We start from the raw sequence: 15,116 nt of genomic DNA on the forward strand, positions 1-15,116 counted from the left end.
GACTATGACAGAAATTGTGAAAGCAAGCCTAGAAAATGGCATTCAAAAAATCCGTATCCGAGCTGAAAAAGGCTATCATCCAGCTCATATTCAGCTTCAAAAAGGGATTCCGGCTGAGATAACTTTTCATCGTGTGACGCCATCAAACTGTTACAAAGAAATCCTTTTTGAAGAAGAAGGTATCTTGGAACCAATCGGCGTGGACGAGGAGAAGACAATTCGTTTTACGCCTCAAGAGTTGGGGCAACATGAATTTTCATGTGGCATGAAGATGCAAAAGGGAAGTTATACCGTAGTTGAGAAGACTCGAAAATCTTTGTCACTTTTGCAACGTTTTTGGATTACTAGTATTTTTACTCTTCCTCTTGTGTTTCTCATGGTTGGGATGTTGACAGGCAGCATTAGTCACCAAGTCATGCATTGGGGAACCTTTCTAGCCACAACACCCATTATGCTAGTAGCAGGTGGTCCCTATATCCAAAGCGCTTGGGCCAGCTTTAAAAAGCACAATGCCAATATGGATACCTTGGTGGCTCTGGGAACTCTAGTGGCCTATTTCTATAGCTTAGTTGCCCTCTTCGCTGGTCTCCCCGTTTACTTTGAAAGTGCTGGATTTATCCTCTTCTTTGTTCTTTTGGGAGCCGTTTTTGAGGAAAAAATGCGAAAAAATACTTCCCAAGCTGTGGAGAAATTACTGGACTTGCAGGCTAAAACTGCAGAAGTCTTGCGTGAGGATAACTATGTTCAAGTCCCCTTAGAGCAAGTCAAGGTAGGTGACCTGATTCGAGTACGACCAGGTGAAAAGATTGCGGTTGATGGGGTCGTAGTAGAAGGTGTGTCCAGTATTGATGAATCCATGGTGACAGGTGAGAGCCTGCCGGTAGACAAGACAGTTGGAGATACCGTCATTGGCTCCACTATCAATAATAGCGGAACACTGGTTTTTAAAGCAGAAAAAGTTGGTTCAGAGACAGTTTTGGCTCAGATTGTGGACTTTGTGAAGAAAGCCCAGACTAGCCGAGCACCAATTCAGGATTTGACGGATAAGATTTCAGGGATTTTTGTCCCAGCAGTCGTCATTTTAGCGATTCTGACTTTTTGGGTTTGGTTTGTCTTACTTGGGGCTAGCTTTGTGACTTCTCTGCTTTATGGGGTGGCAGTTTTGATTATCGCTTGTCCTTGTGCCTTGGGACTCGCAACACCAACGGCTCTCATGGTGGGAACTGGGCGTAGTGCCAAAATGGGCGTTCTCCTCAAGAATGGAACCGTCTTACAGGAAATCCAGAAAGTCAAAACTCTCGTCTTTGATAAGACAGGAACTTTGACAGAAGGAAAACCAGTGGTAACAGATATCATTGGCGATGAGACAGAAGTACTTGGCTTAGCAGCTTCTTTAGAAGAAGCCTCTCAGCACCCACTGGCTGAGGCCATTGTCAAGCGAGCGACTGAAACTGGACTTGAGATTCAAACTGTTGAAAATTTCCAAGCCCTTCATGGAAAAGGTGTTTCAGGGCAAATAGCTGGGAAACAAGTCTTGCTTGGAAATGCTAAAATGCTGGATGGGATGATCATTTCAAGCACTTATCAAGAAAAACTAGAAGAACTAGAAAAAGAAGCTAAGACAGTTGTCTACTTGGCTGTTGACAATGAAATCAAAGGCTTGCTTGCCCTGCAAGATATCCCCAAGGAAAATGCCAAGCTAGCCATCAGTCAGCTGAAAAAACGTGGACTTAAAACAGTCATGCTGACAGGGGATAATGCTGGCGTGGCGCGTGCTATTGCCGATCAGATTGGAATCGAAGAGGTCATTGCAGGTGTCTTGCCAGAAGAAAAAGCCCATGAAATCCATAAACTACAATCAGCTGGGAAAGTGGCCTTTGTTGGTGATGGTATCAATGACGCTCCTGCCCTCAGTGTAGCAGATGTGGGGATTGCTATGGGAGCTGGAACAGATATTGCCATCGAGTCAGCAGATTTGGTGTTGACAACTAATAACCTCCTAGGAGTGGTTCGTGCCTTTGACATGAGCAAGAAAACCTTCAATCGAATTCTGCTCAATCTTTTCTGGGCCTTTATCTACAATGTCGCCGGAATTCCGATTGCAGCAGGAGTCTTTTCAGGAATTGGTCTCGTTCTCAATCCAGAACTGGCTGGTCTAGCCATGGCCTTTAGTTCTGTATCTGTTTTAACCAGTTCACTCATGCTAAACTTTAGTAAAATAGACTAAAAGCGAGCTTGCTCGCTTTTTATTATAAAACAGTTATATAAAACGTTTTCAAACTGTACTGTAATAGAGAATAAGAACTTCTGAGCACATTCTTAGGAGACCCAAAACAAATGTGGTAAAGTAGTAGAGTAAAAATTTGCTGAAACGTTTCCAATTAGTATATGAAAACGGGTTTATCAAGTTTTAAAAATATTTGAAGGAGAGTTATCATTATGACTCAAGGGAAAATTACTGCATCTGCAGCAATGCTCAACGTATTGAAAACATGGGGCGTAGACACCATCTACGGTATCCCATCAGGAACACTCAGCTCATTGATGGACGCTTTGGCTGAAGACAAAGATATCCGCTTCTTGCAAGTTCGCCACGAAGAAACAGGTGCTCTTGCAGCGGTCATGCAAGCTAAATTCGGTGGCTCAATCGGGGTTGCAGTTGGTTCAGGTGGTCCAGGTGCGACTCACTTGATTAACGGTGTTTACGATGCAGCTATGGATAACACTCCATTCCTTGCTATCCTTGGATCACGTCCTGTTAACGAACTCAACATGGATGCCTTCCAAGAATTGAACCAAAACCCAATGTACAACGGTATCGCTGTCTACAACAAACGTGTCGCTTACGCTGAGCAATTGCCAAAAGTAATTGACGAAGCTTGCCGTGCTGCAGTTTCTAAAAAAGGTCCAGCTGTTGTTGAAATCCCAGTAAACTTCGGTTTCCAAGAAATCGATGAAAACTCATACTATGGTTCAGGTTCATACGAACGTTCATTCATCGCTCCTGCTTTGAACGAAGTTGAAATTGACAAAGCTGTTGAAATCTTAAACAATGCTGAACGCCCAGTTATCTATGCTGGTTACGGTGGTGTTAAAGCTGGTGAAGTCATTACTGAATTGTCACGTAAAATCAAAGCACCAATCATCACAACTGGTAAAAACTTTGAAGCCTTTGAATGGAACTACGAAGGTTTGACAGGTTCTGCTTACCGTGTTGGTTGGAAACCAGCTAACGAAGTGGTCTTCGAAGCAGACACAGTTCTTTTCCTTGGTTCAAACTTCCCATTTGCTGAAGTTTACGAAGCATTCAAGAACACTGAAAAATTCATCCAAGTTGATATCGACCCTTACAAACTTGGCAAACGTCACGCCCTTGACGCTTCAATCCTTGGTGACGCAGGTCAAGCAGCGAAAGCTATCCTTGACAAAGTGAACCCAGTAGAATCTACTCCATGGTGGCGTGCAAACGTGAAGAACAACCAAAACTGGCGTGATTACATGAACAAACTCGAAGGTAAAACTGAGGGTGAATTGCAATTGTACCAAGTTTACAATGCAATCAACAAACATGCTGATCAAGACGCTATCTACTCAATCGACGTAGGTGACACTACTCAAACATCTACTCGTCACCTTCACATGACACCTAAGAACATGTGGCGTACATCTCCACTCTTTGCGACAATGGGTATTGCCCTTCCTGGTGGTATCGCTGCTAAGAAAGACAATCCAGATCGCCAAGTATGGAACATCATGGGTGACGGTGCATTCAACATGTGCTACCCAGACGTTATCACAAACGTTCAATACGACCTTCCAGTTATCAACGTTGTCTTCTCAAATGGTAAATATGCCTTCATCAAGGACAAATACGAAGACACAAACAAACACTTGTTTGGTTGTGACTTCCCTAATGCTGACTATGCGAAAATCGCTGAAGCTCAAGGAGCTGTTGGATTTACAGTTGATCGTATCGAAGACATCGACGCAGTTGTTGCAGAAGCTGTTAAATTGAACAAAGAAGGTAAAACTGTTGTGATCGATGCTCGCATCTCTCAACACCGTCCGCTTCCAGTAGAAGTACTTGAATTGGATCCAAAACAACACTCAGAAGAAGCAATCAAAGCCTTCAAGGAAAAATACGAAGCAGAAGAACTCGTACCATTCCGTCTCTTCTTGGAAGAAGAAGGTTTGCAATCACGCGCAATTAAATAATTCCTTCGTGGAACTTAAAAAGATCGGAGCAATCCGGTCTTTTTATGGAGTATAGTAAATGAATTTAAATCAATTAGATATTATCGTTTCAGATGTTCCACAAGTCTGTGCTGACTTGGAGCGTATTTTGGATAAAAAGTCCGATTATGTTGATGACAGTTTTGCTCAGTTTACGATTGGCAGTCACTGTCTGATGTTGTCCCAAAATCATTTGATTCCTTTGGAAGATTTTCAGTCAGGAATCATTCTTCATATTGAGATTGAGGATCTAAATCAGAATTACCAACGGTTAAAAGAGATCGGTGTCGAGATTTTACACGGTCTTTGTGAAACGGATTGGGGAACAGAGTCCTTATTAGTTAAAGGGCCTGCTGGTCTAGTGATTGATTTTTATCGTATGAAGTAGGTAATTCTATTATCAAATTTTTTATCTAAACATTCTTGGAGTGAAACTTAAAAAGATCGGAGCAATTCGATCTTTTTTGTATTTATGCGACTTTCAGTCCGTCTCGCTCCGTTAGGTGCGAGACAAAAAACCACCCGTTTTCACGGGTGGTTATGATTTCTACACTTATTGTTTGGCTTCCTGTTTTAATTGTTGCACCTGTTCCTCGTACTGGACAAGCTCCCTGTCTTTTATATTGATAGTCGCTTCTGCTTCAGCAATGCGGCTTCTCAGATCTTGAGTCTTGTTATGGTGATAGCTAATACCAATAGCACTACCAGCAATGATCCCGATTACTAGACAAGTAAAAATCACCAAAATCAAGGGAGCAGATAGTTGTGTAAAGACAAGACTGACAGTTACTGTTTGACGATTGAGTAGACCAAATGAGATCACAATGACTAATAAGCTCAAACCGCCAATTAGATAAGCCTTATCTTTCAGTGACAATTCATTAAATTTTTTTAGCATAAGTTCCTTTTCTCCTGACTATGTTGATAGAAAACTACACACCATTTAGGTATTAACAAAATTCATTTTACTAGAAAATTTCGATACTGTCAATAATTTCTAACGGCTTATTTACCATCAATCAATCGATTCATTGAAAAGGAGTATTCATTTTCTAATATTTGATTGAGTAAACAGAACGGAGCAATTCGGTCTTTTTTCTGTTCCCTCTTTCTTATAACAAGATTGTGATAGTTTATATCTTTATAACAAAAGTTTTAAAGACTTGATTGTTTTGAAAGAATATTTTAAAATAAGATTCAGTAAAAATGAAAGAGGTTTTGAAAATGTCTGAAAAACAAATGAAAATTTTAGGTTGGGTAGCGACCTTTATGTCTGTTATGATGTATGTGTCTTACTTCCCACAAATTATGAACAACCTGGCTGGTCAAAAAGGGAACTTTATCCAGCCCTTGGTTGCAGCCATCAACTGTAGTCTCTGGGTTTACTACGGTCTTTTCAAGAAAGAAAGAGATATTCCACTTGCGGCTGCTAATGCACCAGGTATCGTTTTTGGCCTAGTAACGGCTATCACAGCTTTGATTTAAAAAGAAGACTGGTTTCAGTCTTTTTTTCGTATATATAAAAGTAAGTTTAGTGCTATTATTATCCAGAGGGTTCCAAACTTTTTGCCTCCTTTTTAGTATAATAGAAGTAATAAATCAATCGAGGTAAAGTGATGACAGAAATACTACAATTTCCAGAAGGATTCCTCTGGGGTGGTGCTACGGCAGCTAATCAATGTGAGGGTGCTTATAATCAAGATGGCCGTGGTCTTGCTAATGTGGATGTGGTACCGATTGGTCCAGACCGTGAGGCTATTATTACAGGTCAGAAAAAGATGTTTTCGTTTGAGGAGGGCTATTTTTACCCAGCAAAGGAAGCCATTGATATGTACCATCATTACAAGGAAGATATTGCGCTTTTTGCAGAAATGGGATTTAAAACCTATCGACTTTCCATTGCTTGGACTCGGATTTTTCCTCAAGGTGACGAAGCAGAGCCAAATGAAGTTGGTCTAGCTTTTTATGAGGATTTATTTAAGGAATGCCACAAGTATGGAATTGAACCACTGGTGACCATCACGCATTTCGATTGCCCCATGCACTTAATTAGGGAGTACGGTGGTTGGCGCAATCGTCGTATGTTGGACTTTTACGCAAATCTCTGTCACACCCTCTTTACCCGTTACAAGGGCTTGGTCAAGTACTGGCTCACCTTCAACGAAATCAATATGATTCTGCATGCCCCCTTTTTAGGAGCTGGGATTTGTTTTGAAGAAGGAGAAAATCAAGAACAGATCAAATACCAAGCAGCCCACCATGAGCTGGTAGCCTCGGCTATGGCGACTAAAATTGCTCACGAAATTGATCCAGAAAACAAGGTGGGATGTATGTTGGCAGCAGGACAATACTATCCCAACACTGCCCATCCGAGAGACTACTGGGCAGCTATGGAGGAAGACCGTAAGAGTTACTTCTTCATTGACGTCCAAGCGCGTGGGGAATACCCAAACTATGCCAAGAAACAGTGGGAGCGTGAGGGGATAGAAATTGAAATGACGGCAGAGGATTTGGATTTGTTGAAGAATCACACTGTTGATTTTGTTTCCTTCTCTTACTATGCGAGTCGAGTGGCCTCAGGCGATCCAGAAGTGACGAATCTGACCGCTGGAAATGTCTTTGCCTCTATCAAAAATCCTTATCTAGAATCCTCTGAATGGGGTTGGCAGATTGACCCACTGGGGCTTCGTATCACCCTCAATGCTATCTGGGATCGTTATCAAAAGCCTATGTTCATCGTAGAAAATGGCCTCGGTGCTATGGACACGCCAGATGAAAATGGATACGTAGCAGATGACTATCGGATTGCTTATCTAGAAGCCCACATCAAGGCTATGCGAGATGCTATTTACCAAGATGGCGTTGAATTGCTTGGTTATACGACTTGGGGTTGTATAGATCTGGTTTCTGCTGGAACAGGCGAAATGAACAAGCGTTATGGTTTTATCTATGTGGATCGTGATAATGCAGGTCAAGGAAGTCTCAAACGGAGCAAGAAGAAATCCTTCTACTGGTACAAGGATGTCATTGCCAGCAATGGTGCAAGTATTAAGTAGAGCACATTTGTTCACTATTTTTATAAAATCTTCTCCCTACTTTATAAGATGTGAAAAAGAGTTCAATTAGACCTGGCTTTTTGCTATAATGAAGTGAGAAAAATAGACAGGAGATCAAGATGTCAGAACCATTATTTTTACAATCAGTTATGCAAGAAAAAATCTGGGGTGGAACCAAGCTACGTGATGAGTTTGGCTACGACATTCCAAGTGAAAAAATCGGAGAATACTGGGCTATTTCAGCCCACCCAAATGGAGTTTCAAAGGTCGCTAATGGGCGTTTTGAGGGAACAGACCTAGCTACTTTGTATGCGGAACACCGTGAATTGTTTGGTAACCGTCCAGAACCTGTGTTTCCACTGTTGACCAAGATTCTCGATGCCAACGACTGGCTCAGTGTCCAAGTTCACCCAGACGATACCTATGGACTAGAGCACGAAGGCGAGTTAGGGAAAACAGAGTGTTGGTACATCATCGCAGCAGACGAAGGTTCAGAGATTATCTATGGCCACAATGCCAAATCAAAAGAAGAACTCCGCCAGCAAATCGAGGACAAGAACTGGGATACCTTGCTGACAAAAGTTCCAGTTAAAGCTGGAGATTTCTTCTATGTACCAAGCGGAACCATGCACGCTATCGGGGCGGGTATCTTGATTCTTGAAACCCAGCAGTCTAGCGATACCACCTACCGTGTTTATGACTTTGACCGCAAGGACGACAAGGGCAACTTGCGTGAACTTCACCTTGAAAAATCCATCGATGTTTTAAACATTGGAGAGCCTGCCAATAGCCGTCCTGTAACTATCAAAGCAGATGATCTACGTTCCACTCTCCTTGTGTCTAATGACTTCTTCGCAGTTTACAAGTGGGAAATCACTGGAAAAGTTGACTTTAAAAAGACAGCAGACTACAGTTTGTTTAGTGTCTTAGCTGGTCAAGGTCAGCTTACTATTGACGGGAAAAACTATCCAATCCAAAAAGGTAGCCACTTTATCCTACCAAGTGATGTTGAAGCTTGGACCCTAGAAGGGCAAGGTTTGGAATTGATTGTTAGCCATCCATAAAAAAAGAAAGGGCCTGAGTTTACTACTCAAGTCCTTTTTGATTACATAAATTGGGCGATAAAAACCACAATGATGATAATAGGAATGATGAAACGAAGGAGGAAAAGCCAGACTTGGAAAAGTCCTTGTTTCCATGCTCTTTCATCAAGATGGAGTTCCTCCTTAGCATGAGCCTTCTTAAAGATGTAGCCTGTAAAAAGTGACAGGCAGAGAGCTCCAAATGGCATGAGGAGATTGGAAACCAAGAAATCCATAGCATCAAAGAAGGTCTTCCCAAAAATGTGAACATCCGCCATGACCCCATAGGATAGAGCTGAAGGAATTCCAAAGACAAAGGTCAAGATTCCTAAAATAGCACTCCATTTAGCACGCTTGCGATTGTCCTGATTGGTGATATTGCCCACATTGATTTCCAGCATAACGACAGAAGAAGTGACCGTCGCAAAGAGGAAAAGCAAGAGGAAAAGGATGTAGAAAATGGTTCCAAAAGGCATCTTGTCAAAGAGTTGAGGCAAGACGATAAAGAGCAGGCTTGGTCCCCCTTCCGACTGGATATTGAAAGCTGACATGGCTGGGAAAATGGCTAGTCCCGCCATGATGGAAACCGAGATGTTCATGGCTACGATGGAAATCCCTGACTGGACCAGATTGGTTTTCTTGTCCAAGTAGGAAGCATAGGTCAGCATGGCTGTAACCCCTAGTGAGAGGGCAAAGAAAGATTGTCCCAGAGCATAGAGGAGACCAGCGCTGGTCAGTTTTGAAAAGTCTGGTTTGAGGAAGTAGAGAACCCCTTCCATGGCGTTTGGCAAGCTGAGCGAGCGCCCGATGATCACGACAAAGATGATAAAGAGCATAGGCATCATGACTTTCGAGGCTCTTTCAATTCCTTTTTGAACCCCACGTGATACAATAAAGATATTCAACAAGATAAAGGCTGCTTGAGCTCCTAGGGCAATGGCTGGATTTGAAATGATTGAAGTAAATAACTGAGCATAATCACCCGTACCGCCAAGCTGGAACAATTTCCCAAACTCAATTCCTAGATAGACTAGAATCCAACCTCCGATGACACTGTAAAAGGATAGGAGGATAAAGAGGGCAAAGGCACCAATCCAACCGATAAAATTGTATTTGCTATTCTTGCCCAGTTTTCCAAAGGTTTTGATAGCAGAAACACCAGCACTACGGCCAAGGGCAAACTCAGCAAGCAAGAGCGGGAAACCGATTAAAATAGTAGAAATGAGAAAGACTAGTAAAAAGCCTCCCCCGCCATTAGCAGCAGTCATGTAGGGAAACTTCCAAACGGCACCAAGTCCGATGGCTGAACCAGCAGATGCTAGGATGAAGCCCAGTTTCGATCCCCATTGCGATTTTTCTGACATAGTTAAACTCTGATCTCCTTTTTCAAAATAAGAAAAGGCTACTTGAGTTGTCAAATAGCCTTCTCTCAACGGCTCTTTATGAGCCTTTTGTTTGATTGATAGACTTGACTATCCTATCATGTTTTCTAATGTCTGTCAAGAAAACCATTTTCAAGTTTTCACACCTTTCACAAAAAGTTAAAAATGTTTCGCAAAAACGCTTGACTCTGACCTAGGGGGAGGGGTTATACTATCAATGTAATACTCTTCGAAAATCAAATTCAAACAACGTCAGCGTCGCCTTACCGTACTCAAGTACAGCTTGCGGCTAGCTTCCTAGTTTGCTCTTTGATTTTCATTGAGTATAAGGAGGAAATCATGTATCATATAAAAGAAGCTGCGCAGCTTTCAGGTGTCTCTGTTAAGACTCTGCATCACTACGATAAGATAGGGCTCTTGGTTCCCTTAAAGTCGGAAAACGGCTATCGAACCTACAGTCAAGAAGATTTGGAACGCCTTCAAGTCATTCTTTACTACAAATATCTAGGCTTTTCTTTAGAAAAAATAGCAGAGCTATTAAAGGAAGAAAGGAAAGATTTATTGCCCCATTTGACTAGGCAGTTGGAGTATCTAACTCGAGAAAGGCAATATCTGGATACCTTGATTTTCACCTTGCAAAAAACCATTCAAGATCAAAAAGGAGAAAGAAAAATGACCATTGAGGAAAAATTCACGGGATTTAGCTATCAAGACCATCAAAAATACCACCAAGAGGCGGTAGAGAAATATGGTCAAGAAGTCATGGGACAAGCGCTTGAACGCCAAAAAGGTCACGAAGACGAGGCTACGTCTGCCTTCAATCAAGTCTTTCGAGCATTGTCACAAAACCTTCAAGCTGGTCTACCTGTAACAGCAGCCGAAAATCAAGAAGAAGCAGCCAAACTCTTGCAAGCCATTCGTACTTATGGATTTGACTGCTCTATTGAGGTATTCGGTCATATCGGTAAAGGTTACGTCTACAATCCAGAGTTTAAGGAAAACATTGACAAGTTTGGTTCTGGAACAGCCCAGTACACGTCAGATGCCATTGCGGCTTACGTTCAGACAAATGCAGAAAAAATAGGCTAGGAATTTCCTAGCCTATTTTTTACTTCAAATCATAAAGCCAGTCGTCACCGTTTTTGTAGTAAAAGAATTCACTGAGATCCTCCTCTACAAATACACGAAGCATATCTGACATATCATCGGTGGCAAGTTTTAGTTGAGAGAGATTTTTATAATCTTCCCACCATACCTTTCCTTCGTCTGAAGACTGGAGTTCACCAGTAAAGTGTTCGGTCTTGTAAAATAGAACGACGTAACGGTAATCCTTGTCATCGTACCAGTTTTTGATACCACAGAGTTGGGGTTTGGAAATAGTCAGACCCGTTTCTTCTCTCACTTCACGAATGACGGCATCGACAAAGGATTCTCCACGTTCAACATGCCCGCCAGGAAAAGTAATACCAGGCCAGTCAGGGCTAACTCTGTCTTGGACCAGCACCTTGTCTCCGTTTTGAATCATACACATATTGACAAATTCGACTAATTCTCGCCTGTTCATATTGTTTTTCCTATTTTGTTAGTAACTTTTCCACGACGTTTAACTTTCGCATGGTCAGAACCACGCCAAACAATTTTTCAAGATAGTTAGTATTGAGCTTTTTTTGTTTTGCAGTTCTAGGAAGATAGAGGTAGAGACAGTAATCGCCTACACAGATTTCTTCCTCGCCGTAGTCAGTTTTCAATTTTTCTAGTGGCAGACTTTGGATAAGTCCTTGATAAAGAATTACATGCACACGATCATGAAGATAGTCTTCTTTAAATGGATTCTCATGAACAATCTTTTCAAAATCGTTCTTATTCTTGATAACCATTTTTAAGTCGGCCCCAATTTTTTCCTTTATCAAAGTATGAACGCGTTCTCGTATTTCTTCTAAATCTGAGTCACTCTCAAGAATGATATTCCCACTTTGAATATAGGTTCGAACGTGTTGAAAACCAGCTTCTGTCAAAATATCTATCAAATAAGACATTTTCGGGATAGCATTTTTTCCATTAGGAGTAACGCCTCTCAGTAAAATAATATGTTCCAAAGGACTTCCTTTCTTACTTGGTATTTATTGGATTGGAGCCTGCCACCCAGCCGGTGCAGAGGGCAGAAGTAATGTTAAAGCCACCCGTGTGGGCATTGATATCCAGTACCTCGCCAGCAAAGTGGAGACCAGGAACGAGCTTACTTTCCAGAGTTTTGGGATTGATTTCCTTAAGACTGACGCCTCCTTTAGTAACAAAGGACTTAGCCAATGACATTTTACCAGTCACAGGAATTTTGAGAGCCTTGATAGATTGGACAAGTTGCTCGCGTTCTTTTTCAGTTAGCTGTTTAACTTTGTCAGGATAGCCTTGCACAAAGAACTCTGCTAAACGTTCTGGCAACAAAGTTTTTAAAGCATTTTTCAAGAATTTTTCTCGATTTTCCTCTAGAAATGCCAACAAGTCGCTCTCAGAAAGTTGAGGCAAGACATCGAGTGAGAGAACCTCTCCGCCCTTGACAAAGCTAGACATGCGTAGGGCAGCAGGACCTGACAAACCAAAGTGGGTAAAAAGCAAATCATGAGTGATGACATGCTTGCCGTAGCTTAGGGTCACATCGTCCAGTGAAATTCCCTGCAAGGCCTTATGGGGGAAATCAGTCAACAAAGGACTCTCAGCAGCCTCAAGCTCAGTAATGGAGTGTTTAAAATGACGGGCGATCTCATGTCCAAAACCAGTCGAACCAGTCGAAGGATAGGATTTTCCACCAGTTGTGACAATGAGTTTATCACAAGTGAAGCTTTGGTCTGCGGACTTGAGGACGAACTGGTCGTCTATCTTTTTAACCGAAACAATCTCTGTTTGAGTAGCAATTTGCCCGCCAAGTTCAATGATTTTCTTCTCCAAGGCTTCGATAATGGTCCGAGATTTGTCGCTAGAAGGAAAGACACGGCCGTGGTCCTCAACCTTTAGTTTAACACCGTTTTCCGTGAAAAAGTTGATGATATCGTGGTTATCAAACTGGGAAAAGACACTGTAAAGAAAGCGTCCGTTCCCAGGGATGCCAGCTAGTAGGTCATCTAGAGTTCCGTTGTTAGTCACATTGCAACGTCCCCCACCAGTCCCAGCTAATTTTTTTCCAAGTTTCCGATTTTTTTCGATGAGAAGAGTTTTCTGACCATAAAAGCTACTGGAAATCGTAGCCATCATGCCAGCAGGTCCCCCACCAATGACAATAGTATCAAAATGTTTCATAGCTCTATTGTACCATAAAAAATAAGAGATGCTTGGCATCTCTTGTTGCTCATAATCTTAGTTAATTTCATATCCCATCAACAAACCGCCATCTTCTGCATAAAAACTGCAGAGACCAGATGTTGGAAGAATCTTAATTTCAGCTTGTGGGAATGTTTCCAGCAAGCGTTCTGACAATTGCTGACAGAATTTATCATTGCTGCGATGAGCCATGACGATACGGCCACCAGCATAACCAGCCTTGATGAGTTCTTCATAGGCTGCTTGAAGGGATTTTTTGGGTCCACGAGCTTTTTGGAGTAGTTCTAGGGTTCCAGTTTCACTTGCTTCCCCAACCATACGGATGTTGAGAAGGCCAACGACAGTACCGATAAGCTTACTCAAACGACCATTTTTGACCAAGTTATCGACTTTAGCAAGGACAAAGAGCAACTTCGTTTTTTCTTGGTAGGCTGTGATAGCTTCAACAATTTCCTCATAAGAAAGTCCTTGATCAATCAAACTATTGATTTTCTCGACAATCAAGTCAACTTCCCCACCTGCAGACAATGTATCAATCACATGAATCTGAGTGTCAGGATGTTCTTCAAGGTAGATATTTTTAGCGAGCTGTGCACTGTTATGGCTACCAGAAAGAGCACCAGTGATGGTAACGACAAAGATATGCTTAGCACCTTCAAATGCACGCAAGTAATCATCAGGGCTAGGACAAGCTGATTTTGAAGCCTCAGAAGTCGCATACATGGTTTCCATCATGTGGTCAATGTCAAGATTGGCATCATCGATAAAGACCTGATCAGCTACTTGAATGGTTAAAGGAACACTAACAAATTCCGTATCAATAGCAGGAGTTGCTAGTTGACGATAATCACAACCAGAGTCAGCTACAATCTTCCAAGTCATAGAAATTCTCCATCTTTGTCACTTATACATTGACAAAGGTTCTGTCTTTTTTTACAATTATATCATGAAAGCCCTTGAAACAAAAGTACCACCTCTCTGTTGTCACAAGTAGAAAGAAATTGTTATGTCTGAACGTAAAATATCTGAAAAATCTCTTGAAAATCTCAGAAAATCAAATCAAGAATCCAATTTTTTAACCAGAGAAGCAATCGAGACGGCTCTTTTGCAACTTCTAGAGAAAAAGGACTTGGCCAAGATCAGCATTTCGGAGCTGGTCAAACGGGCGGGCGTCTCTCGTGCCGCCTTCTATCGTAACTATGACTCCAAAGAAGAGATTTTGGAAAGCGTCTTTAAACGCAGTGTTCATAATATCATGGAACAGCTCAGCCACTACGATGTTAAAACCGACCTCTATTTGGTCTGGGTTCACCTTTTCCGCGCAGCAAAGAAAGAAGCTAAGGTTATCCAATTTGCCCTGGACTACCACTTGGAAAAGATTTTCGTCCAAGCCATGCAGGAATTTCTGGAAAAATACCACGGGAAATCAAAAGGTGTTAGCAGCTACCTCCATTCCTTTTGGAGCTCTGCCATCGTATCAGTTCTGCTCAAATGGATCAAGGATGGCATGAAGGTTCCGGCTGAAAAGATTGCAGATTTACGCTTGCCATTTTTCAAAAAATAGGGGATAAGGAGAAGACTTATGACAGAAAAAAGACTGGCTTGGGATGAGTACTTTGCAGCCCAGGCTTTACTGATTGCCAATCGTTCGACCTGCAAACGTGCCAAGGTGGGAGCTGTCCTCGTTAAGGACAATAAAGTCATTTCAACAGGCTACAATGGTTCTGTATCGGGAACGGAGCACTGTATCGACCACGAATGTCTGGTCATTGAAGGACACTGTGTCCGAACCCTTCACGCCGAGGTCAATGCTATCTTGCAAGGAGCCGAACGAGGGGTTCCCAGAGGATTTACAGCCTATGTGACCCATTTCCCTTGTCTGAACTGCACCAAACAACTGCTTCAGGTTGGTTGCAAGCGCGTGGTTTATATCAACCAGTACCGAATGGATGACTATGCCCAGTACCTTTATCAAGAAAAAGGCACCGAGTTGACCCATTTACCATTAGAGACTGTTCAGACAGCTCTTCAAGAGGCAGATTTGATTTAAA

Annotated in this window: 15 protein-coding genes; 9 read left to right on the plus strand and 6 right to left on the minus strand. The window is 42.1% G+C overall.

The genetic code is table 11. The features are described 5' to 3' along the window. The first annotated feature begins 4 nt into the window (after positions 1-4). From P8P68_RS00495 to P8P68_RS00505, 3 genes are all read left to right on the plus strand, one after another. Complete coding sequence (locus P8P68_RS00495; RefSeq protein ID WP_278275974.1) at positions 5-2,227, plus strand: heavy metal translocating P-type ATPase; 2,223 nt, start codon at positions 5-7, stop codon at positions 2,225-2,227. 212 nt (positions 2,228-2,439) lie between these two features. Next, on the plus strand, positions 2,440-4,215 hold the full coding sequence (spxB, locus tag P8P68_RS00500; RefSeq protein WP_007520383.1) for a pyruvate oxidase: 1,776 nt from the start codon (positions 2,440-2,442) through the stop codon (positions 4,213-4,215). Between the two features lie 58 nt (positions 4,216-4,273). Further along, positions 4,274-4,621 (plus strand): VOC family protein, encoded by a 348-nt coding sequence (locus tag P8P68_RS00505; protein WP_001052641.1) that lies wholly within the window; start codon positions 4,274-4,276, stop codon positions 4,619-4,621. Between the two features lie 165 nt (positions 4,622-4,786). Here the strand turns inward: P8P68_RS00505 and P8P68_RS00510 are convergent, their stop codons facing one another. Continuing rightward, positions 4,787-5,131: a LapA family protein gene (locus tag P8P68_RS00510; RefSeq protein ID WP_000913393.1), complete on the minus strand. Its 345-nt coding sequence runs from the start codon at positions 5,129-5,131 to the stop codon at positions 4,787-4,789. Between the two features lie 326 nt (positions 5,132-5,457). Between P8P68_RS00510 and P8P68_RS00515 the strand changes: the two genes are divergently transcribed. From P8P68_RS00515 to manA, 3 genes are all read left to right on the plus strand, one after another. Then, entirely contained in the window at positions 5,458-5,718 is a 261-nt protein-coding gene (locus tag P8P68_RS00515; RefSeq protein WP_001291473.1) for a SemiSWEET family transporter, read from the plus strand. Positions 5,719-5,849: 131 nt separating this feature from the next. Then, entirely contained in the window at positions 5,850-7,289 is a 1,440-nt protein-coding gene (locus P8P68_RS00520) for a 6-phospho-beta-glucosidase (RefSeq protein ID WP_000136073.1), read from the plus strand. A gap of 119 nt (positions 7,290-7,408) precedes the next feature. After that, positions 7,409-8,353 carry a mannose-6-phosphate isomerase, class I gene (manA, locus tag P8P68_RS00525; RefSeq protein WP_001294299.1) on the plus strand — a complete coding sequence of 315 codons (945 nt, stop codon included), beginning with the start codon at positions 7,409-7,411 and terminating at the stop codon, positions 8,351-8,353. Positions 8,354-8,394: 41 nt separating this feature from the next. Here manA and P8P68_RS00530 read toward each other — a convergent pair whose 3' ends face one another. Continuing rightward, positions 8,395-9,735 (minus strand): sodium-dependent transporter, encoded by a 1,341-nt coding sequence (locus P8P68_RS00530; protein WP_278275975.1) that lies wholly within the window; start codon positions 9,733-9,735, stop codon positions 8,395-8,397. Positions 9,736-10,092: 357 nt separating this feature from the next. Between P8P68_RS00530 and P8P68_RS00535 the strand changes: the two genes are divergently transcribed. Beyond that, on the plus strand, positions 10,093-10,842 hold the full coding sequence (locus P8P68_RS00535; RefSeq protein WP_278275976.1) for a MerR family transcriptional regulator: 750 nt from the start codon (positions 10,093-10,095) through the stop codon (positions 10,840-10,842). 19 nt (positions 10,843-10,861) lie between these two features. On the opposite strand, the gene P8P68_RS00540 is transcribed toward P8P68_RS00535, so the two are convergent. From P8P68_RS00540 to P8P68_RS00555, 4 genes are read right to left on the minus strand one after another with little or no spacing between them, the layout of a single operon-like run. Further along, on the minus strand, positions 10,862-11,317 hold the full coding sequence (locus P8P68_RS00540; protein WP_278275977.1) for an 8-oxo-dGTP diphosphatase: 456 nt from the start codon (positions 11,315-11,317) through the stop codon (positions 10,862-10,864). A 10-nt stretch (positions 11,318-11,327) separates the two neighbouring features. Continuing rightward, a complete protein-coding gene (locus P8P68_RS00545) occupies positions 11,328-11,849 on the minus strand; it encodes a DUF1697 domain-containing protein (RefSeq protein WP_000400042.1) in 522 nt (173 codons plus the stop codon). A 13-nt stretch (positions 11,850-11,862) separates the two neighbouring features. Next, entirely contained in the window at positions 11,863-13,044 is a 1,182-nt protein-coding gene (locus P8P68_RS00550) for an NAD(P)/FAD-dependent oxidoreductase (protein WP_347566588.1), read from the minus strand. Positions 13,045-13,101: 57 nt separating this feature from the next. Continuing rightward, positions 13,102-13,947, minus strand: coding sequence for a DegV family protein (locus tag P8P68_RS00555; protein WP_255777757.1), 846 nt, complete (start codon positions 13,945-13,947; stop codon positions 13,102-13,104). Between the two features lie 124 nt (positions 13,948-14,071). Here P8P68_RS00555 and P8P68_RS00560 point away from each other — a divergent pair, with 124 nt between their 5' ends. Further along, the gene (locus P8P68_RS00560) at positions 14,072-14,629 is read left to right on the plus strand and encodes a TetR/AcrR family transcriptional regulator (RefSeq protein ID WP_042767775.1); all 558 of its coding nucleotides are present in this window, start codon (positions 14,072-14,074) and stop codon (positions 14,627-14,629) included. Positions 14,630-14,647: 18 nt separating this feature from the next. Continuing rightward, a complete protein-coding gene (locus P8P68_RS00565) occupies positions 14,648-15,115 on the plus strand; it encodes a cytidine/deoxycytidylate deaminase family protein (protein WP_000136994.1) in 468 nt (155 codons plus the stop codon). Position 15,116: the final 1 nt, after the last annotated feature.

The sequence above is a fragment of the Streptococcus sp. D7B5 genome (genome assembly GCF_029691405.1).
GTDB lineage: Bacteria > Bacillota > Bacilli > Lactobacillales > Streptococcaceae > Streptococcus.